The organism is Streptomyces sp. Wb2n-11, assembly GCF_001049855.1.
Classification (GTDB): Bacteria; Actinomycetota; Actinomycetes; order Streptomycetales; family Streptomycetaceae; genus Streptomyces; species Streptomyces altiplanensis.
In genome coordinates this window covers 4,310,820-4,330,548 of the sequence record NZ_CVPB01000001.1, presented here as the reverse complement: position 1 = coordinate 4,330,548, position 19,729 = coordinate 4,310,820, and the positions used below count along the sequence as shown (strand labels likewise).

Sequence of the window (19,729 nt, the reverse complement as noted above, 5' to 3'; positions counted from 1 at the left end):
CCCCCGCCGGCAACGGCACACGCAAGAGCGTGACAGGCACACGCACAGCGATGGCGGCCTGCTTCCTGCTGCCCGCCCTGGTGCTGCTCGGCGCGCTCGTGGTCTACCCGATCGGGTACTCGGTCTACCGGTCCTTCTTCGACAAGTCGGGCGACAGCTTCGCCGGCCTCGACAACTTCGTCGAGATCTTCACCGACGACACCATCCTGACCGCCGTCAAGAACAACGCGGTCTGGGTGGTCGTCGCCCCGGCCGTCTCGACCGCGCTGGGCCTGATATTCGCCGTACTCACCGAACGCATCCGCTGGGGTACGGCGTTCAAGCTGCTGGTCTTCATGCCGATGGCGATCTCGATGCTCGCGGCGGGCATCATCTTCCGGCTGGTGTACGAACAGAATCCGGAGCGCGGGGTCGCCAACGCCGTCGCGGTGAGCGTCCACGACATGTTCTCCGAGTCGGCCGGCTTCCCGAAGGCGCGCCCGTTGCCCGTCCATCCGCTGAAGGCGGGCGGCGGCGGGTCCTTCGTCACCAAGGAGCCGGTCAGGGCGGGCGAGCAGGTCCTGCTGCCGCTGGTCGGCGTGCCGCCCGCCAAGATGCCGGGCGACGCCGAGACCGCCGCGCCCGCCGAGGCCGGGCCCGGCAAGGTCACCGGCACGGCCTGGCTGGACTTCACGAAGGGCGGCGGCGGCAAGCCCAACACCATCGACCCCAAGGAGTTCGGCCTCAAGGGCATCAAGGTCGAGGCGGTCAAGGACGGCAAGGTCGTCGACTCGGCCACGGCCGGCGCCGACGGCACCTTCACGCTCTCCGCGAAGGCCGACGGGGCCGAGCTGCGCCTGCCCGCCTCGAACTTCCGGGAGCCGTACAACGGCGTCGACTGGCTCGGCCCGGGCCTGGTGACCCCGGCCATCATCGGCTCCTACGTCTGGATGTGGGCGGGCTTCGCGATGGTGCTGATCGCGGCCGGGCTCGCGGGGCTGCCGCGCGAGCTGCTGGAGGCGGCCCGGGTCGACGGCGCCAACGAGTGGCAGGTGTTCCGCCGCATCACGGTCCCGCTGCTCGCGCCCGTCCTCGCGGTGGTGCTGGTCACCTTGATGATCAACGTACTGAAGATCTTCGACCTGGTGTTCATCATCGCGCCGGGGTCGTCCCAGGACGACGCGAACGTGCTGGCGCTCCAGCTCTACCGCTCGTCGTTCGGCACGGACGCGGATCCCGGCGTCGGCAGCGCCATCGCCGTGCTGCTCCTGCTGCTGGTCGTCCCGGTGATGCTCTTCAACATCCGCCGGATGCGAAAGGAGAGCCGCCGGTGACCCTCACGAGTACGAAGCCCAGGCAGTCCCTCCCGGCGCGGATCGCGGCGCGCGCGGGCGGCGGCGCGATGCGGGTCTTCCTGATCCTGGTCGCGCTGTTCTGGCTGATGCCGACGATCGGGCTGCTCTTCTCGTCGCTGCGCAGCCCCACCGACATCGCGGAGACGGGCTGGTGGAAGGTCTTCTCCGCGCCCTCCGACCTCACCCTGGACAACTACGCCGGCCTCCTCGACAACAACACCGTCGTCGACTCCCTGTTCAATACGATCATGATCACCGTCCCGTCGACCGTCCTGGTCGTGGTGATCGGCTCACTGGCCGGGTACGCCTTCGCGTGGATGGACTTCCCGGGCCGCGACTGGTGGTTCCTGGTGGTCGTCGGCCTGCTGGTGGTGCCCGTGCAGGTCGCCCTCGTGCCCGTGTCCGAACTCTTCGGCAAGATCGGCATCTTCGAGACCACGGCGGGCGTGGTCCTCTTCCACGTCGCCTTCGGCCTGCCCTTCGCGATCTTCCTGCTCCGCAACTTCTTCGCGGAGATCCCCAAGGAACTGCTGGAGGCGGCGCGCCTCGACGGGGCGGGTGAGATCCGGCTGTTCGCGCGCGTGGTGATGCCGCTCGGCGGTCCGGCCATCGCCTCGCTCGGCATCTTCCAGTTCCTCTGGGTCTGGAACGACATGCTGGTCGCGCTGATCTTCGCCGACTCGGCCAGCCCTCCGATCACGGTGGCGCTCCAGCGCCAGGTACGGCAGTTCGGCAACAACATCGACATCCTGGCGCCCGGCGCCTTCATCTCGATGATCATCCCGCTGATCGTCTTCTTCGCGTTCCAGCGGCAGTTCGTGTCCGGCGTGATGGCCGGCGCGGTGAAGTAGTCCCGCCCGCACACCCGCACCCACCACGGCGGCCCGGTCCCCACGACCGGGCCGCCGTCCGGCTGCTCGGGCGGACGGTACGAATGAACGGGACCGCGAAGAACGTCGCCGCCTACGCGGCGCACACAAAGGCGTAGGAACAGCCCAAGGGTGGCTAAAGTCCACGTTGATGACGACGCAGCAGATCGCGGTCACCGACGCGAACACCGCCCCCGGCTTCCCCGGCTCCCCCACCTCCGCGGCCGCCGCGCGCCGCTGCGCCCGCAGGCTCGGTGCCGTCTGGGCCGCCACCCGCCTCGCCATGCTCGCCCTGCTCGCGCAGCCCCTCGGTGTCTTCCACGTGGGCACGATCAACGGCGAGGTCCACCAGATCTACCACCGCTGGTACGAGCAGCTCGTCCGGGGCGGCTTCCCCCTGGACGACGCCATGTGGCAGTACCCGCCCGGCGCGGCCCTGGTGATCCTCGGGCCGGGCGCCCTGCCCTGGCTCACGTACTTCCAGGCGTTCCTCCTCCTCACCCTGGCCGCCGACGCGCTGCTCGCCGTCGCCCTCGCGCGCGCGGGCCGGCGCCCCGGCCGCTCCACGGCCGGTGCCTGGATGTGGGTGGGCGCCCTGCCGCTGCTCCTGCACCTGCCCCTCGTCCGGTACGACGTCCAGGTCACCGCCCTCGCCGCACTGGCCCTGCTCTGCATGCACCGCCGTCCGCGCGTCGGCGGCGTGCTCGCCGGGCTCGGTGCGACGGTGAAGCTCTGGCCGGTCCTCGTGCTGCTGGGCGCCCCCCGCGGGCGTACCACCCGCCACGCCTGGCTGTCCGCCGCCGCCGGCGCGGCGGCGCTGCTCGCCGTCCTCGCGTCCGTCTTCTCGCACACCTTCGGCTTCCTGCGCCAGCAGGGCAGCAGGGGCGTGCAGATCGAATCGGTCGCCGGCACCGTACTGTCCCTTGCCCGGCCGGCCGGCTGGCCGGGCAAGGTCGAGTACCGGTACGGCGCCATGGAGTTCACCGGGCCGTACGTCTCGTCCTTCGCCCATGCCTCCCTCCTCGCCACGGCCGCCGCCTTCTGCTGGCTGCTGCTGTGGCGCGTCAGGGCCCGCCGCTGGACACCGGCGACCCCCTTCGACGCCGCGCTGGCCGCCGTGCTGCTCTTCACCGTCACCAGCCGGGTGATCAGCCCTCAGTACCTGGTCTGGCTGCTCGGCCTGGCCGCCGCCTGCCTCACCTCGCGGGCCACCACCCAGCGCCCGGTCGCGGCGCTGCTGCTGCCCGCGGCCGCCGTGAGCACGCTCGCCTACCCGGTGCTGTACAACGACGTGGTGGCGGGCACGCCGCTGGGATGCGCGCTCATGGTCGTACGCAACGCTCTGCTCGTCGCGGCGGCCCTGCTGTCCTGCCGCAGGCTCTGGGCCTCCGCCCGGTGCCTGTAGGAGCAGGACTCGGGACCCAGGGCCCAGGAGCGGGAAAGGGGGCGCCCCGCACCGGACATTCCGGTGCGGGGCGCCCCCTGCGTACCGATCAGCCTGCGTACCGGTCAGACATGCGTACCGGTCAGGCTGTGTACCGGTCAGACGCGGGTACGCAGCATCGTCCGCATCGTCCGCATGGCCACCGACAGGTTCGCCAGGTCGAACGCGTCCGATCCCCGGATCTCGTCCAGCGTGGTCCGCGCACGGCCCAGGATCGCCGCGTTCTTCTGCTCCCACGCCTTGAAGCGCTCCTCCGGCGTCGAGGTCCCGTCACCCACGGAGAGCACGTCCTGCGTCAGGCCGGCGTGCACCGCGTACAGGTCCTCGCGGATGGAGGCGCGGGCCATGGACTGCCAGCGGTCGGCCCGCGGCAGCTCGATGATCCGGTCCATCAGCTGGGTGATGGAGAGGCGGTCGGCGAGGTCGTAGTACACCTCGGCGACCTCCATCGGCGCCTTGCCGGTGCGCTCGGCGATCGCGACGATGTCGAGCGTGGGGAAGGCCGACGAGAACCCGGCCACCCGCAGCGCGAGCTCCTCGGGAACGCCCGCCGCCGTCAGCTCGTCCAGGATGGACTGGTACCACTCCAGGTCAGCGCCGCGCAGCAGCTTCGGCAGCTCGTCCCAGACCCGCGCCACACCGGCACTGAAGAACTCGATGGTCTCGGCGAGCTCCAGCGGCTGCGGCCGGTTGCCCAGCAGCCAGCGCGTACCGCGCTCGACGAGGCGGCGCGAGTGCAGCCGGATCCGGGTCTGGACGTCGGCCGCGACCTTGTTGTCGAGTGCCTCGACGGCGTCCCAGACCTCGCTGAGGCCGAAGATCGCGCGGGCCGAGAACTGCGCCCGTACGATCTCCTCGACCGACGCCCCGGTCTCCTCCCGCAGACGGTGCAGGAAGGTCGAGCCGCCGGTGTTGACGGTGTCGTTGACCAGCACCGTCGTGATGATCTCGCGGCGCAGCGCGTGCGCGTCGATCTGCTCGGGGAACTTCTCGCGCAGCGCCTCGGGGAAGTACGCGTGCAGCAGGCCCCGCAGGTACGGGTCGTCCGGCAGACCGGTGTGGATCAGCTCGTCCGCCACCGTGATCTTGGTGTACGCCATCAGGACGGCGAGCTCCGGCTGGCTCAGGCCGCGGCCCGCGCTCAGCAGCTCGCGGATCTGCCGGTCGGTGGGCAGGAACTCCAGCGGGCGGTTGAGGTGCCCGTCGCGCTCCAGCCGGCGCATGAAGCGCTGGTGGGCGTGGAGCAGGGAGGGCGCCTGGGCGACGGCGTTGGCCAGCGCCGTGTTCTGCGCGTAGTTGTTGCGCAGGACCAGCGTGCCGACCTCGTCGGTCATCGTGGCGAGCAGCTTGTTGCGCTGCTTGACGGTCATGTCGCCGTCAGCGACGAGCCCGTTCAGCAGGATCTTGATGTTCACCTCGTGGTCGGAGGTGTCCACGCCCGCACTGTTGTCGATGGCGTCGGTGTTGATCCGGCCGCCGTCCCGCGCGAACTCGATGCGGCCGAGCTGGGTCGCGCCCAGGTTGCCGCCCTCGCCGACGACCTTGACCCGCAGGTCCTCGCCGTTGACGCGGATGGCGTCGTTCGCCTTGTCGCCGACGTCGGCGTTCGACTCCGCCGACGACTTGACGTACGTGCCGATGCCGCCGTTCCACAGCAGGTCGACCGGCGCCTTGAGGATCGCCTTCATCAGGTCGGCCGGGGTCATCTTGGTGACGCCCCGCTCGATGCCGAGCGCCTCGCGGATGTGCGCGTTGACCGGGATCGCCTTGGCGCTGCGCGGGTGGACGCCGCCGCCCGCGGACAGCAGCGAGGTGTCGTAGTCGGCCCACGAGGAGCGCGGCAGCTCGAACAGACGGCGGCGCTCGGCGTACGAGGTGGCCGCGTCCGGGTTCGGGTCGATGAAGATGTGCCGGTGGTCGAAGGCCGCGACGAGGCGGATGTGCTCGGAGAGCAGCATGCCGTTGCCGAAGACGTCGCCGGACATGTCACCGACGCCGACGACCGTGAAGTCCTCGTTCTGGGTGTCGTGGCCGAGCTCGCGGAAGTGCCGCTTGACGGACTCCCAGGCACCGCGGGCCGTGATGCCCATGCCCTTGTGGTCGTAGCCGACCGAGCCGCCGGACGCGAAGGCGTCGCCGAGCCAGAAGTTGTACGCGACCGCGATCTCGTTGGCGATGTCGGAGAAGGTCGCGGTGCCCTTGTCGGCGGCGACGACGAGGTACGTGTCGTCCTCGTCGTGGCGCACGACGTCCTTCGGCGGCACGACCTCACCCGCCACCATGTTGTCGGTGATGTCGAGCAGCGCCGAGATGAAGGTCTTGTACGAGGCGATGCCCTCGGCCATCCACGCGTCGCGGTCGACGGAGGGGTCCGGGAGGTTCTTCGCCACGAAGCCGCCCTTGGCACCGACCGGCACGATGACGGTGTTCTTCACCATCTGCGCCTTGACCAGGCCGAGCACCTCGGTCCGGAAGTCCTCGCGCCGGTCCGACCAGCGCAGACCACCGCGGGCGACCTTGCCGAAGCGCAGGTGGACGCCCTCGACGCGCGGCGAGTACACCCAGATCTCGAACGCCGGGCGGGGCGCGGGGAGGTCCGGGATGGCCTGCGGGTCGAACTTCATCGACACGTAGGAGTGCGGCTCACCGACCTTCGTCTTCTGGAAGAAGCTGGTGCGCAGCGTCGCCTTGATGACGGTCAGGAAGGACCGCAGGATCCGGTCCTCGTCCAGGGACGCGACCTGGTCGAGCGCGCCGTCGAGCTCTTCGAGCAGCCCGTCGGTCAGCTCGGTGCCCGCGCTCTGGCGCTCCGGCGACATCCGCGCCTCGAAGAGCGAGATCAGCAGCCGGGTGGTATGGACGTTGTTGCGGAGGGTGTCCTCCATGTAGTCCTGGCTGAAGGTCGAACCGGCCTGGCGCAGGTACTTCGCGTACGCGCGCAGCACCATCGCCTGCCGCCAGCTCAGGCCGGCGCTCAGGACCAGGGCGTTGAAGCCGTCGTTCTCGGCCTGTCCGGTCCACACGGCGGCGAAGGTGTCCTGGAAGCGCTCGCGCGCGTCGTCGGCGAGGTAGTCGCCGTTGCCGTTCGGCTTGGGCATGCGCAGGCCGAAGTCGTAGATCCACGCATGCGTACGGTCGGCGCAGCGCAGCTCGTACGGACGCTCGTCGACGACCTCGACGCCGAGCCGCTGGAGCACCGGCAGGACGGCGGACAGGGAGACCTGCTCGCCGATCCGGTAGATCTTGAAGCGGCGCTCGTTCGGTCCGGCGCCCACCGGCTCGTACAGGGACAGCGCGAAGCTGTTGCGGCCGTGCGTCAGCTGCTCCAGGTGGACCAGGTCGGCGACGGCGGAGCGCGGCGAGTGGTCGGCCTTGTAGCCCTCGGGGAAGGCGTGCCCGTACCGGCGCAGCAGCTCGGCGGCGCGCTCCTCGCCGCACTCGGCGTTCAGGGCCTCGGAGAAGCCGTCGGCCCAGGAGCGGGCGGCCTCGACCAGGCGGGCCTCGATGCGCTCGGTGTCGGCGTCGGTGAGGTCGGGCAGCTCGGTGCCCGGCGGGACGCGGACGACGAAGTGCAGGCGGGAGAGGATCGACTCGGTGTTCCAGGCGGTGAAGTCGACGCTGATGCCGCCGAGCTCCTCCTTGAGGATGTCGATGAGCCGCAGCCGCACCGCGGTGGTGTAGCGGTCACGGGGCAGGTAGACCAGGGCGGAGTAGTAGCGCCCGTACTCGTCCTTGCGCAGGTACAGGCGCAGCCGGCGCCGCTCCTGGAGGTAGAGCACGCTCGTCACGATGGACGTCAGCTGGTCGACGGGCGTCTGGAAGAGCTCGTCGCGCGGGTACGTCTCCAGGATCTGGAGCAGGTCGCGGCCGTCGTGGCTGTTGGGCGAGAAGCCCGCGGTCTCCAGGACCTCGGCGACCTTGCGGCGGATGACGGGGACGCGGCGTACGGACTCGGTGTACGCGGCCGAGGAGAACAGCCCGAGGAAGCGGCGCTCGCCGACGACGTTGCCGTCGGCGTCGAACTTCTTCACGCCGACGTAGTCGAGGTAGCTCGGCCGGTGCACGGTCGAGCGGCTGTTGGCCTTCGTCAGTACGAGCAGCTTGTGCTCGCGGGCCTTGGCGCGGGCGTCGGCGGGCAGCCGGCTGAAGGACGGGCTCACCGGGTGCGCCTCGTCGCCGCTGTGGTGCGGGTCGGAGCGGAGGATGCCGAGCCCGGTGCCGGGGACGGCGGCGAGCGCGTCGTCGTCGGTCAGCTGGTACTCGCGGTACCCGAGGAAGGTGAAGTGGTCGGCGGCCAGCCAGCGCAGCAGCTCGCGGGCCTCGTCGACCTCCTGGTCGCGCAGGTCGTCGGCGGTGGGCTCGCTCGGCAGCTCTTCGGCGATGCGCAGCGCGGAGTCGCGCATCTTCTCCCAGTCCTCGACGGCCTCGCGGACGTCGGACAGGACGCGCAGCAGGTCGGCGGTGATCTGCTTGAGGTCGGAGCGGTCGGTCTCGCGGTCGATCTCGACGTGGATCCAGGACTCCACGCACGCGTCGTGCGGCAGCTCCTGGTCGCCGGCGCGCGCTCCGTCGCCGGGCAGGACCTCGATCAGCTTTCCGGCGACATCGCGCCGCACGGTGACCTGCGGGTGGATCACGACATGGATGCCGCGGCCCTGGCGGGACAGTTCGTTGGTGACCGAGTCGACCAGGAAGGGCATGTCGTCGGTGACCACCTCGACGACGGAGTGGCTGCAGGTCCAGCCGTTCTCCTCGACGGTCGGGGTGTGGACCCGGACGCTGGCGGTGCCCTGCGGGCGGTTCTCCGCCAGCCGGAAGTGCGAGAGGGCCGCGCCGAACACGTCGACCGGGTCGCGGTCGGCGAGGTCTTCGGGGGCCGTGTGCAGGTAGTAGCGCTGGAGGTACGCGAGGAGTGTGTCCCGGTCGGGAATGCCTTCGCTCGTGGACCCGGACGAAGGTTGCCCCCCGGCCGGGCTGTTCTCAGCTACCCGGGCCGCCCGTACGAGCAGCTCGGCCTTGGCTTCGTCCAGCTTGGTCTGCATGTCCTCTGGCTCCTGTCGCGCGCCATTGCGTGACGTAGGTGAAGAAAGATGGCACAACGCCACGACGCGGGGTATCCGGTCGGGTCGACGTTATGCCGCGGTGAGGGATACCCATGACGTTATTGGCCATTTTTGACGGCCGGTCCGGGTTTCGGGGACCAGCGATCGCCCGGGCACGGTGGTGCTCCGGGCGGATGCCGGGGGCTTCACTGCCCCCGAGGGCTATCGCGCTGATCACGGCACCAGGCTATCCCCCCGGACCGGGGCGCCGTCATGTCCGATCGGTGTACAAAACCAGCCCGGAAGTTTGACAGTCTGGACAGCGCAGCGCGCGCCGCTTCATGGCAGGTGCCGCCCGGCGGTCCCCCCGGCCGCCGGAACCGGCGGGGCGCCTTGGCAAACGCCGCCCGCCGGTGCAGGTTGAACCGGACGGCACGGAACAGGCCGCCCGAGGGGAGCACACCGCCATGGCACCCAAGATCCTCATCGTCACCGGCGACGCAGCGGAGTCGCTGGAAGTCCTCTACCCGTACCAGCGCCTGCGCGAGGAGGGGTACGAGGTCCACATCGCCGCCCCGACCCGCAAGAAGCTCCGGTTCGTGGTCCACGACTTCGAACCCGGCTTCGACACGTACACGGAGAAGCCCGGTTACACCTGGCCCGCCGACCTCGCGTTCTCCGAGGTGGAAGCCGGCCAGTACGCAGCCGTGGTGGTCCCCGGCGGGCGGGCGCCGGAGTATCTGCGCAACGATCCGGAACTCCGCAAGATCCTCAAGGCCTTCTTCGACTCGGACAAGCCGGTGGCCCAGATCTGCCACGGCCCGCTCCTGACGGCGGCCGTCGACGGGCTCGCCGGCCGCCGGGTCACCGCGTACCCGGCCCTGGAGCTCGACATGCAGTCCGCCGGGGCGACCTTCCAGGACGTCGAGACGGTGGTCGACGGCACCCTGGTCTCGGCCCGCGCGTGGCCGGACCACCCGAGCTGGATGCGTGAGTTCCTCACGGTCCTGCGCGCGAGGAGCCCGGTGACCTGAGCACGCGGCGGGGTGGTGCGCGCTGCAACAGGACGGGGCGGGCCGGAACGGGTGCGGTGCGATCCGGAAGAGGTGCGGCCCGATCCGGAACGGGTGCGGTGCCGGTGCGGAACGGGGGCGGAGCGGAACGGGGGCAGGCCGGGGCCTGGCAGGAGGCGTCCCCGCACCCCTCACTCCATCCACCGCTCCGCCAGCGCCACCGCCTCCGCCAGGCTGTCCACCACCGGCACGCCGGCCGGCTCCAGGCTGGCCCTGCTGTGCGAGCCCCCCGTATAGAGCACCGCCCGCGCCCCCACATGCGCCGCCGCCACCGCGTCGTCGACCGCGTCGCCGATCACGACCACCTGCCGCGGCGTGACACCGCCCAGCGCCGCGACATGGCGGGCCATGTGCGCGGCCTTGCTGCCGCCCGAAGGCCCGGTCCGCCCGTCGACCCGCACGAAGTGCCGCTCGATGCCGTACCCCCGCACCACCGGGAGCAGCTGCTCGTGCCCGTACATGCTCAGCAGTGACTGGCTGCGGCCCGTCGACTGCCACTCCACCAGCAGCTCCTCGACGCCGTGCGTGAGCGCGCACACCACGCGCAGCTCGGTGTAGTGCCGGTGGAAGGCCTCGTCCATGACCAGCCACTCCGCGTCCGTCGGCAGCCGCCCCATCAGCCTCTCGTAGAAGCGGGGGATGGGCACGCAGTACAACTCGCGGTACCGCTCGAGCGTGATCGGTTCGATCCCGATCTCCGCGAACGCCGCGTTCGTCGCGCCGATGACCGCACTGATGTCGTCGAGCAGCGTGCCGTTCCAGTCCCAGACGAGATGCGTCGTCGTGTGCTTCCCCATTCCAAGAAGGTACCCACCGGGTACGACAGCGCAGACATCCCAGCCGGGCTCAGCCGATCAGATTCGGGATCTCCTGCACCCCGTACCACAGCAGTTCGTGGTCCTCCGCGCCGTCCACCGTGAACTGCGCGTCGTCGTCCCCGTGGTCCGCCGCCCCCAGCGCCGCGGCCGCCGCCGTCACGTCCGCCTCCGCGTCGTCGGCGTCGACGTGCACCGCCGCCGCCTTCTTCAGCGGTACCGCGGCGGCGATCCGCACCTCGCCGATCGCCGCGGCGTCCAGCCCCCGGTCCGGGTCGGCGACCGCGTCCCCGTCCGGTACGTCGACGGCCACGACGACCCGGCGCCGCGCAGCGCCCGGGTCTCCCGCCACCAGCCGCAGCGACGCGGCCGCGGCCCGGTTGAGCGCGGCGTACTCGAGCTCCTCGATGTCGTCCGAGACGTACCACTCGCGCAGGCCGGGGGTCACGGCGTAGGCGGCCAGCGGGCCGGGTCCCAGCTCGCCCGCCTTGTGCGCCTCGGCGAGACCGGAAAGGGTCAGGGGGACGTAGACGCGCATCGGCAGGCCGCTTTCGTAGTCGGAGACGGACTCAAGGATACGTACGGAGTCCCCCTTCGGGGTGGTGGTCCCCGGCTCCTGCGACGTCCACCCCGTGAGGCCGGTGCCGAGCGGGCGCCGCCCCGGCACTGCCTTCCGTCACCCTGATAGGTGATCCGCTTGGCCGGCGCCTCCCGCGTCCACCGCTCCTTGCCGCCACCCGTCCGTCCCCCGTAGAAGAGCACCAACAGAAGTTACCGCCCGGTATCAAAACCGGGCCGGCAGAGCGGGGCACACAGATGAACAAGGACAGGACCCGGCCGCACGGACGCCACGACCAGCGCGGGCCCGGCGCCTCCGCACTCAGGGCGAGGGCCCCCAGGACGGCGGCCGGCAGCCCCACAGCCGGCGCCCCCCACACCGCATCCACCACCACGTCCACCACGCCCGCAGCCCAGGCACTCCGGCACCACCACCGCCGTCCCACCCCGCACGAACAGTTCGCCGAGCGCCTGCTGGCGGTGCTCAGCGGCCGGCGCCCCGTCCACTGGATGCTCGGGCACACCATCGGCGAGGCGTACGAGCAGCTCGTCCAGCTCGCGCCCACGACCCCGCTGCGCACGCGCGGCACTCTTCCCGTCGTACGCACCTGCGGCGGTTTCCATCCGCGCCCCGGCGTCGTCGAGGCCTTCGCGAGCATCGCGGCCGGCGAACAGGTACGGGCGATGGCGTTCCGCCTGGAGCAGGGCCGCGACCTGCGCTGGCGGTGCGCCGCCGTCGAGCTGGGCGGCACACCGGCGACGGCCGCCTGCGCCCCGGCGTGAAGGCCGCACAGACACGGCCGGGGCCGCGGCACAGCCGGGACGCGGCCGGGGCCGGACACCCCGTCGGTGTCCGGCCCCGGCCGTCATGCCACGCAGGGTCGTACGGGCTGTACGCCCGCCCGCCTGCCCGCGCCTACTTCTTGCGGCGGCGTCCGCCGCCCTTCTGCGCCTTGCGCCGCTCGGCGCGCGTCATGCCGTCCGACTCGGACCGGGCGGGCTCGTCCTCGTTGTCGAAGTCGCCCTCGACGACACCGCCCTCGCCGTCCACCGTGGGAGCGGAGAAGTGCAGCCGGTCGGGCCGCTGCGGGGCGTCGAGCCCCTTCGCCCGGATCTCCGGACGGCCGGCGCCGGCGGGCACCGCGTCCTCCTTGCTGAGCGACGGCCTTCCGGCCCCCGCCTGGTCGGGCACAGCCTGCACCGGAACCTCCTCGACCTGCTGCTCGACCTGGACCTCCAGGTTGAACAGGTAGCCGACGGACTCCTCCTTGATGCCGTCCATCATCGCGTTGAACATGTCGAAGCCCTCGCGCTGGTACTCGACCAGCGGGTCCTTCTGGGCCATCGCGCGCAGGCCGATGCCCTCCTGGAGATAGTCCATCTCGTAGAGGTGCTCGCGCCACTTGCGGTCCAGGACGGACAGCACCACGCGCCGCTCCAGCTCACGCATGACGTCGGAGCCGAGCTGCGCCTCACGCTCGGCGTACTGCTCGTAGATGTCGTCCTTGATGGACTCGGCGATGAACTCGGCGGTGATGCCCGCCCGGTCGCCCGCCGCGTCCTCCAGGTCCTCGACGGTGACCTTCACCGGGTAGAGCTGCTTGAACGCGCCCCACAGCCGGTCGAGGTCCCACTCCTCGGCGAAGCCCTCGACGGTCTCCGCCTGGATGTACGCGTCGATGGTGTCGTCCATGAAGTGACGGATCTGGTCCTGCAGGTCCTCGCCCTCGAGCACCCGGCGCCGCTCGCCGTAGATGACCTCGCGCTGCCGGTTGAGCACCTCGTCGTACTTCAGGACGTTCTTGCGCGCCTCGAAGTTCTGCTGCTCGACCTGCGACTGGGCGGACGCGATGGCCCGCGTCACCATCTTGTTCTCGATCGGCACGTCGTCCGGCACGTTGGCCATCGACATCACGCGCTCGACCATCGCGGCCTTGAACAGGCGCATCAGGTCGTCACCCAGCGACAGGTAGAACCGCGACTCGCCCGGGTCGCCCTGTCGGCCGGAGCGGCCGCGCAGCTGGTTGTCGATACGGCGCGACTCGTGCCGCTCGGTGCCCAGCACGTAGAGGCCGCCGAGCGCCTTGACCTCTTCGAACTCGGCCTTGACGGCCAGCTCGGCCTTCTCCAGCGCGGCGGGCAGGGCCGCGGCCCACTCCTCGATGTGCTCCTCCGGGTCGAGGCCGCGCTGGCGCAGCTCCGCCTCGGCGAGGTCGTCCGGGTTGCCGCCGAGCTTGATGTCCGTACCGCGGCCCGCCATGTTCGTGGCGACGGTGACGGCGCCCTTGCGGCCGGCCTGGGCGACGATCGACGCCTCACGGTCGTGCTGCTTGGCGTTGAGGACCTCGTGCTGGACACCGCGCTTGGAGAGCTGCTGCGAGAGGTACTCCGACTTCTCCACGGAAGTGGTGCCGACCAGGATCGGCTGCCCCTTCTCGTGCTTCTCCACGATGTCGTCGACGACCGCGGCGAACTTCGCGACCTCGGTGCGGTAGATCAGGTCGGACTGGTCGGCACGGACCATCGGCCGGTTCGTCGGGATCGGCACGACGCCCAGCTTGTAGATCTGGTGGAACTCGGCGGCCTCGGTCATGGCCGTACCGGTCATGCCGGAGAGTTTGTCGTAGAGGCGGAAGAAGTTCTGCAGGGTGATCGTGGCGAGGGTCTGGTTCTCGTCCTTGATGTCCACCCCTTCCTTCGCCTCGATCGCCTGGTGCATGCCCTCGTTGTAGCGGCGGCCGGCGAGGATACGGCCGGTGTGCTCGTCGACGATCATGACTTCGCCGTCGATGACGACGTAGTCCTTGTCCTTCTTGAAGAGTTCCTTGGCCTTGATGGCGTTGTTCAGATACCCGACGAGCGGCGTGTTGACCGACTCGTACAGGTTGTCGATGCCCAGCCAGTCCTCGACCTTGGCGACGCCGGACTCGTGGATGGCGACCGTGCGCTTCTTCTCGTCGACCTCGTAGTCGCCGGTCTCCTCGATGCCCTTGAGCGGGTTGCCCGGCTCGCCCTTCTTCAGGCGGACGACGAGCTTGGCGAAGTCGCCGTACCACTTGGTGGCCTGGTCGGCCGGGCCCGAGATGATCAGCGGCGTACGGGCCTCGTCGACCAGGATCGAGTCGACCTCGTCGACAATCGCGAAATTGTGACCGCGCTGGACGAGCTCGTCCTTCGACCACGCCATGTTGTCGCGCAGGTAATCGAAGCCGAATTCATTGTTCGTGCCGTACGTGATGTCGCAGGCGTACATCTCACGGCGCTGCGCGGGCGACATATTGGCAAGAATGCAGCCGACCTCGAGGCCGAGGAATTTGTGCACCCGGCCCATCATCTCGGAGTCCCGCTCGGCCAGGTAGTCGTTCACCGTGATCAGGTGGACGCCCTTGCCGGACAGCGCGTTCAGATACGCGGGGAGGGTGCCGACGAGGGTTTTTCCCTCACCGGTCTTCATCTCGGCGACATAACCGAGATGCAGGGCGGCGCCACCCATCATCTGAACGTCGTAATGGCGCTGGCCGAGAACGCGCTTCGCCGCCTCGCGAACGGTCGCGAACGCCTCGGGGAGCAGGTCGTCCAGGCTCTCGCCGTCGGCGTACCGCTGCCTGTACTCATCGGTGAGCGCCCGCAACTCGGCGTCGGAGAGGTCGACGAAGTCCTCTTCGATGGAGTTGACCTGGTCCGCGATGCGGTGCAGTTTGCGCAGGATCTTGCCTTCGCCTGCACGCATGAGCTTGTTGAAGACGGACACTGAGGCTGGTCTCCTTGCCGGTCGGGCCTGTGCACTGGGTCGTATGTGGACTCTGGCGCGGGCACGGCAGGTGGTCCCCACCGCAACGGCCATCGTAAGCGAGGACCCCGCCACGCCGGGAGGCCCGCTCGCAGGAAGGCCCACTGTCACCCGCAAAGAGAACGGACAGGGAGCCCGGAAGGTGCCGGGCCGTCCCGAAAAGGTCTGGCGCGCCCCGCCCGCCCCACCGAGAATCGGCCGATGGAGCCCACCGTCCTCACCACCGGGCGTCTGCTGCTGCGCCCTTTCGAGCCCGCCGACACCGAGGCCGTCTTCCAGGCCTGCCAGGACCCCGGCATCCAGCGCTGGACGTCGATTCCCTCACCGTACGAACGGGAGCACGCGGAGAGCTTCACCGGCCGGATCGTGCCCGACGGCTGGCGCTACGGCACGGCGTACGCCTTCGCGGTGCTCACCCGAGGCGGCGGGGAACTGGTGGCGGCGCTGTCGTCGATCACGCGCGGTGAGGGGATCGCGGAAATCGGGTACTGGGCGGCGAAGCCGCACCGCGGCCGCGGCTACGTCACGGAGGCGGTGGGGGCCCTCGCCCACTGGGCCTTCACCGCGGCCGGCGTGGAACGCCTGGAGTGGCGCGCCGAGGTCGGCAACGACGCGTCCCGCGCGGTGGCCGAGAAGGCCGGTTTCGTCATCGAGGGCATCCAGCGCTCCGGTATCGCGAACAAGGGCGTACGCCGCGACGGCTGGGTCGGCGCCCTGCTCCCCTCCGACCTCGGACTGCCCACGGACCGCCCGTACCTGCCCGCCAGGGCCTGATTTCCCGCAGTCCAGGCCCTGTTGTCAGTGACGGCCCTTAGGGTGCGGCCATGACCAGTCTGCTGTCGCCCACTGCCTCCCTGTCCGCCGACGAAGCCCGCAGGATCGCCCTGCGCGCCCAGGGATTCCTGGGCGCGCCGGACCGGCGGGGCGGGGTGCGCGGGATGCTGCGGCACCTGGGCGCGGTGCAGCTCGACACGATCTCCGTGCTGGCCCGCTCCCACGAGCTGATCGCGTACGCCCGCCTCGGCGCCGTGGGCCGGGCGGCCGTGGAGGACGCCTACTGGACCGGCAGCCATGCCTTCGAGTACTGGTCGCACGCCGCCTGCATCCTGCCCGTCGAGGAATGGCCGCACTTCGCCTTCCGCCGCCGCGCCTACCGCGACCGCCCGCAGTGGCACCACGACCTGCCGGACGGCACGTACGACGCGGTGATCAAGCAGCTGCGCGCCGAAGGACCGCTCACCGCGACCGAGTTGGGCGGCGCGAAGAACGGCGGGGAGTGGTGGGACTGGTCGGCGTCGAAGGTGGCCGTCGAGCGTGCGCTGATGTACGGCGAGGTGGTGTGCACCGAGCGGCGCGGCTGGAAGCGGGTCTACGACCTCGCCGAACGCGCCGTCCCGGACGCCGTCCGCCACGACGACCTCGATGACACCGAGTGCCTTCGCCGCCTCGTACGGCTGGCCGGGCAGTCGCTCGGCGTCGGTACGCGCGCCGACATCGCGGACTACCACCGCCTCAAGGGCGAGCAGGTCGAGTCCGTGATCGCCGAGTCGGGGCTGGTTCCGGTCGAGGTCGAGGGCTGGTCCAAGCCCGCCTGGGCGGACCCCGAGGCACTGGCGAGCACCCCGCGCGGCCGCCACCGCACGACACTGCTGTCGCCCTTCGACTCGCTCGTCTGGGACCGCCCGCGCACCGAACGCATCTTCGGCTTCACGCACCGCCTGGAGGCATACGTCCCCAAGCCGAAGCGGATCCACGGTTACTTCGCGATGCCCCTGCTCGCGGGCGGCCGGCTGCTGGGCCGGGTCGACCCGGCGCGCGAGGGCAAGACCCTGGTGGCGCGCCAGGTCTCCCTGGAGAGCCGGAAGGCGGCGGCGCCGATGGCCCGGGCCCTGGTCGAGGCGGCGGAGTGGGTCGGCTGCACGGACGTACGGCTGGAGCGCGTCGGTACACCGGAGCTGCGCACCGCGCTGACCGCCGAACTGGCCCACCTTACCTGATCTCCAGGATCTTCTCCCGCATCGCGTAGACCACCGCCTCCATCCTGGAGTGCAGCTGCAGCTTCTCCAGGATGTTCCGGACATGGTTCTTCACGGTGTTCTCGGAGATGAACAACTCCTTGGCGATGTCCCGGTTGTTCATGCCGGTCGCGACCAGCTTGAGGACCTCGAGCTCCCGGTCGGTCAGCCGCGGCGCCGGGACGAGCCGTCGCTCGTCGGTGCGCTGGATCATCGACTTGAACTCCGTGAGGAGCTTGGACGCCATCGACGGGCTGATCTGGGACTGGCCGTCGGCCACCGCCCGGATCGCGGTGGCCACCTCGTCCGTGGAGATCTCCTTGAGGAGATATCCCGTCGCACCCGCCTTGATCGCGTCGTAGAGGTCCGCCTCCTCGTCGCTGATCGTCAACATGATGATCTTCGCACTGGGAGCCACTTCCTTGATCGAGGTACATGCCTCGATGCCGCCGCGCTTGGGCATCCGTACGTCCATCAGCACGATGTCGGGCAGCAGATCGGCGGCCTTGTCCACGGCCTCCGCCCCGTCACCGGCCTCGCCGACGACCTGGATGTCCTCCTCCTGCGCCAGGACGATCTCCAGCCCTCGGCGGAACAGGGCGTGGTCGTCCACGACCAGCACCCTGATGGGCTCCTTGCGCGACCCCCCGGCGTCCGTGTCGGGACCGTCGGCATCCTCCACGCCGAACCCGTCGTGCACCGGACCGAAGCTGTCCGCCATCGTTCCTCCCCCTGAAGGCCGTGGCCCGAAATTCATGAGCTGCCCCAACCACAGTGTGCAGAGCACCGATTGGCTTGCGACGTCATGATTTCATGCCCGGACGGCACAGCGGTGATCCTTCGGTCGCACGATGGTGCCCCGGGGGGCGCACAGGCGCTCCAGGGGCACCACCACGGATGGGTACGGCACACTGCCCGCGCTGGTTCAGCGTGCCCGGCGGATCACCCGCCGAGCGCACCTCCGGCGCCGCCCGCCTCGGCCTCGGCCAGAGCGTCCGTCGTCAGGTGGATGACACCGTAGTCGTAGGCGTGCCGCCGGTAGACGACACTGGGCTCCTTCGTCTCGGAGTCGACGAAGAGATAGAAATCGTGCCCGACCAGCTCCATCTCGTAGAGCGCCTGGTCGAGCGTCATCGGTGCCGCGACGTGGGTCTTCTCGCGGACCACCAGCGGTCCTTCGCCCTGCACTTCGAGCGGGCCGATCCTGGTGGTGGGGACGGCGGGCGCCGCTTCCTCGGTGACGAGCGTCCCGTTGCCGTTGATGGCTGCGGCATCCGGCACCACCGTACCGACCTCGGCGGCCGACAGCCTGCCGTTGCCACGGCGCGTGTGGCGCTTGTCGTGCTGCTTGCGCAGCCGTGCCTCCAGCTTCCCCGTTGCGAGGTCCAGCGCTGCGTACGGGTCAGCGGCCGACGCCTCGGCCCGGATCACCGGACCACGCGAGTGAAGCGTGATCTCCACACGGTCGGAACGGTCGGCCTGCCGCGGGTTGGGCTCCTTGGACACCTCGACGTCCAGGCTGATCACCTTGCCGTCGAGCTTCTGGATCTTGTCCAGCTTCAGCTTCTCGGCCACGTGCTTGCGGAACCTCTCGGGCACCTCGGTCTTGCGGCCCTTGACGACGATGTCCACGCAGAACTCCGTTCCCGGATAGCCCCGCTTCAGCGGCGGGGCCTCTCCCTTTTGCACCAGGTCCCGGTGCTCACCGGAACCTCGGACTTGGTGACTTTCACCTCCTCCTCCCCAGTCGACAAGGTCCCCACCCCATCGACTTCGGGCTGAAGAGAAAACCCGAAGCGCAGCCGTTCACATAAACCCAGTGAGGTGCAGGCTCTGCTTTTCCTCACAACCGAACATAGCTCGCTCGGACGTATGTCGGCACCCGCTACCGGTGCGTACCTCCGATCAAGTGCTTTTCCTCCGTCTCCACCTGCAACGATCCAAGTTCCCCGTCAGTTCCGGTTCATTCCGAAGGAGAGCGCCGGTGCCGCGACCACAGCCGCGTTCAACTGGCCGGATGCGGGAATCAGCCGTTCTCGGGTGGCACTCAGTGCACGGGCCGCCTCCACGAGCGAAGCCCCCGTTGTCATGAGATCGTCCACCAGTACGGTCCGGCCGCCCTCCAGCAGCCGGCCGCCCCCGGCGGCCACTTCCAGAGCCCCCGCCAGGTTCACTCCCCGCTCCCGGGCGCTCAGACCCGACTGGTCGTGCACCGCACGCCGCTGCCTGAGCACCGCGAGCACCCGGGCCGGTACCCCGGCGCGCCGCAGTTCGCCCGCGGCCGCCAGCGCGATCCGGCGCGCCGGATCGTGTCCGCGCGCCCTGACCGCTCCGGGCGCGGACGGCACGGGTACGAGCAGCAGCGGCCCCGCCGCCCCGGCCGGTGAACCTGCCGTCGCACCCCGTACAGCGCCCGCCAGCGCGACACCCAGCGGTCCGGCCAGCCCCAGCGCGCCCCGCTCCTTGTGCCCGAGCAGCACGGCCCGTACCGCGTCCTCGTACGGAGCGGCGGCATGGACCACCGGCAGCCCCGGCGGCTCGGGACACGGGCGCACCCGGCGCGCGCCCGCGCCGTACAGCGCCCGCCCGCACTCCGGGCACAGCAGCGTCCGCGGCCTGCCGCAGCCGCCGCACGCGACCGGCAGCACCAGGCCGGAGATCTCCCGCCACCACCCGCGCATGGCACCCACCCTGCCGGGCCGCGCCCGCGACAGCCACCCTTGTGGAAAACCCAGAGGGGCCGGAAGCCGGGAACCTGCACCTGCACCTGCACCTGCACCTGCACCTCT

Annotated in this window: 14 protein-coding genes; 7 read left to right on the top strand and 7 right to left on the bottom strand. The window is 70.3% G+C overall.

Annotation, left to right across the window (positions count from 1 at the left end; translation table 11 throughout):
• Positions 1 to 29 precede the first annotated feature (29 nt).
• The 3 genes from BN1555_RS19685 (at position 30) to BN1555_RS19675 (ending at position 3,608) form a co-directional block, all read left to right on the top strand.
• On the top strand, positions 30 to 1,313 hold the full coding sequence (locus tag BN1555_RS19685) for a carbohydrate ABC transporter permease (protein ID WP_093803510.1): 1,284 nt from the start codon (positions 30 to 32) through the stop codon (positions 1,311 to 1,313).
• Positions 1,310 to 2,185: a carbohydrate ABC transporter permease gene (locus BN1555_RS19680; RefSeq protein ID WP_093800606.1), complete on the top strand. Its 876-nt coding sequence runs from the start codon at positions 1,310 to 1,312 to the stop codon at positions 2,183 to 2,185. Before BN1555_RS19685 ends, BN1555_RS19680 begins: the two co-directional genes overlap by 4 nt.
• Positions 2,186 to 2,486: 301 nt before the next feature.
• Positions 2,487 to 3,608 carry a glycosyltransferase 87 family protein gene (locus tag BN1555_RS19675; RefSeq protein WP_255306440.1) on the top strand — a complete coding sequence of 374 codons (1,122 nt, stop codon included), beginning with the start codon at positions 2,487 to 2,489 and terminating at the stop codon, positions 3,606 to 3,608.
• Positions 3,609 to 3,745: 137 nt separating this feature from the next.
• Here BN1555_RS19675 and BN1555_RS19670 read toward each other — a convergent pair whose 3' ends face one another.
• The gene (locus BN1555_RS19670; protein WP_093800604.1) at positions 3,746 to 8,689 is read right to left on the bottom strand and encodes an NAD-glutamate dehydrogenase; all 4,944 of its coding nucleotides are present in this window, start codon (positions 8,687 to 8,689) and stop codon (positions 3,746 to 3,748) included.
• A 467-nt stretch (positions 8,690 to 9,156) separates the two neighbouring features.
• On the opposite strand from BN1555_RS19670, the gene BN1555_RS19665 reads away from it, so the two are divergent.
• The gene (locus tag BN1555_RS19665) at positions 9,157 to 9,723 is read left to right on the top strand and encodes a DJ-1/PfpI family protein (RefSeq protein ID WP_093803509.1); all 567 of its coding nucleotides are present in this window, start codon (positions 9,157 to 9,159) and stop codon (positions 9,721 to 9,723) included.
• A gap of 170 nt (positions 9,724 to 9,893) precedes the next feature.
• Here BN1555_RS19665 and BN1555_RS19660 read toward each other — a convergent pair whose 3' ends face one another.
• Both BN1555_RS19660 and BN1555_RS19655 read right to left on the bottom strand, forming a co-directional pair.
• A complete protein-coding gene (locus BN1555_RS19660) occupies positions 9,894 to 10,559 on the bottom strand; it encodes an HAD family hydrolase (RefSeq protein WP_093800603.1) in 666 nt (221 codons plus the stop codon).
• 49 nt (positions 10,560 to 10,608) lie between these two features.
• Positions 10,609 to 11,115 (bottom strand): DUF6912 family protein, encoded by a 507-nt coding sequence (locus BN1555_RS19655; protein WP_093803507.1) that lies wholly within the window; start codon positions 11,113 to 11,115, stop codon positions 10,609 to 10,611.
• A 278-nt stretch (positions 11,116 to 11,393) separates the two neighbouring features.
• On the opposite strand from BN1555_RS19655, the gene BN1555_RS19650 reads away from it, so the two are divergent.
• A complete protein-coding gene (locus BN1555_RS19650; RefSeq protein WP_093800602.1) occupies positions 11,394 to 11,918 on the top strand; it encodes an Rv3235 family protein in 525 nt (174 codons plus the stop codon).
• Positions 11,919 to 12,051: 133 nt separating this feature from the next.
• Here BN1555_RS19650 and secA read toward each other — a convergent pair whose 3' ends face one another.
• Positions 12,052 to 14,886 (bottom strand): preprotein translocase subunit SecA, encoded by a 2,835-nt coding sequence (gene secA, locus BN1555_RS19645; protein ID WP_093800601.1) that lies wholly within the window; start codon positions 14,884 to 14,886, stop codon positions 12,052 to 12,054.
• A 240-nt stretch (positions 14,887 to 15,126) separates the two neighbouring features.
• On the opposite strand from secA, the gene BN1555_RS19640 reads away from it, so the two are divergent.
• The gene (locus tag BN1555_RS19640) at positions 15,127 to 15,699 is read left to right on the top strand and encodes a GNAT family N-acetyltransferase (RefSeq protein ID WP_093800600.1); all 573 of its coding nucleotides are present in this window, start codon (positions 15,127 to 15,129) and stop codon (positions 15,697 to 15,699) included.
• A 50-nt stretch (positions 15,700 to 15,749) separates the two neighbouring features.
• Positions 15,750 to 16,922, top strand: coding sequence for a winged helix-turn-helix domain-containing protein (locus tag BN1555_RS19635; protein ID WP_093800599.1), 1,173 nt, complete (start codon positions 15,750 to 15,752; stop codon positions 16,920 to 16,922).
• Here the strand turns inward: BN1555_RS19635 and BN1555_RS19630 are convergent.
• From BN1555_RS19630 to BN1555_RS19620, 3 genes are all read right to left on the bottom strand, one after another.
• On the bottom strand, positions 16,915 to 17,661 hold the full coding sequence (locus BN1555_RS19630; RefSeq protein WP_093800598.1) for a response regulator: 747 nt from the start codon (positions 17,659 to 17,661) through the stop codon (positions 16,915 to 16,917). The genes BN1555_RS19635 and BN1555_RS19630 overlap by 8 nt on opposite strands.
• A 221-nt stretch (positions 17,662 to 17,882) precedes the next feature.
• Positions 17,883 to 18,629, bottom strand: coding sequence for a ribosome hibernation-promoting factor, HPF/YfiA family (gene raiA / locus BN1555_RS19625; protein WP_255306099.1), 747 nt, complete (start codon positions 18,627 to 18,629; stop codon positions 17,883 to 17,885).
• Positions 18,630 to 18,892: 263 nt separating this feature from the next.
• Positions 18,893 to 19,621 carry a ComF family protein gene (locus BN1555_RS19620; protein ID WP_093800597.1) on the bottom strand — a complete coding sequence of 243 codons (729 nt, stop codon included), beginning with the start codon at positions 19,619 to 19,621 and terminating at the stop codon, positions 18,893 to 18,895.
• Positions 19,622 to 19,729: the final 108 nt, after the last annotated feature.

Bases quoted from the DNA above. Each gene is read 5' to 3' on its own strand.
- BN1555_RS19620 (WP_093800597.1), bottom strand. From the start codon at position 19,621: ATGCGCGGGTGGTGGCGGGAGATCTCCGGCCTGGTGCTGCCGGTCGCG.
- BN1555_RS19650 (WP_093800602.1), top strand. From the start codon at position 11,394: ATGAACAAGGACAGGACCCGGCCGCACGGACGCCACGACCAGCGCGGG.
- BN1555_RS19640 (WP_093800600.1), top strand. From the start codon at position 15,127: ATGGAGCCCACCGTCCTCACCACCGGGCGTCTGCTGCTGCGCCCTTTC.
- BN1555_RS19670 (WP_093800604.1), bottom strand. From the start codon at position 8,689: ATGCAGACCAAGCTGGACGAAGCCAAGGCCGAGCTGCTCGTACGGGCG.
- BN1555_RS19630 (WP_093800598.1), bottom strand. From the start codon at position 17,661: ATGGCGGACAGCTTCGGTCCGGTGCACGACGGGTTCGGCGTGGAGGAT.
- BN1555_RS19665 (WP_093803509.1), top strand. From the start codon at position 9,157: ATGGCACCCAAGATCCTCATCGTCACCGGCGACGCAGCGGAGTCGCTG.
- BN1555_RS19635 (WP_093800599.1), top strand. From the start codon at position 15,750: ATGACCAGTCTGCTGTCGCCCACTGCCTCCCTGTCCGCCGACGAAGCC.
- BN1555_RS19655 (WP_093803507.1), bottom strand. From the start codon at position 11,115: ATGCGCGTCTACGTCCCCCTGACCCTTTCCGGTCTCGCCGAGGCGCAC.
- BN1555_RS19675 (WP_255306440.1), top strand. From the start codon at position 2,487: ATGCTCGCCCTGCTCGCGCAGCCCCTCGGTGTCTTCCACGTGGGCACG.
- BN1555_RS19660 (WP_093800603.1), bottom strand. From the start codon at position 10,559: ATGGGGAAGCACACGACGACGCATCTCGTCTGGGACTGGAACGGCACG.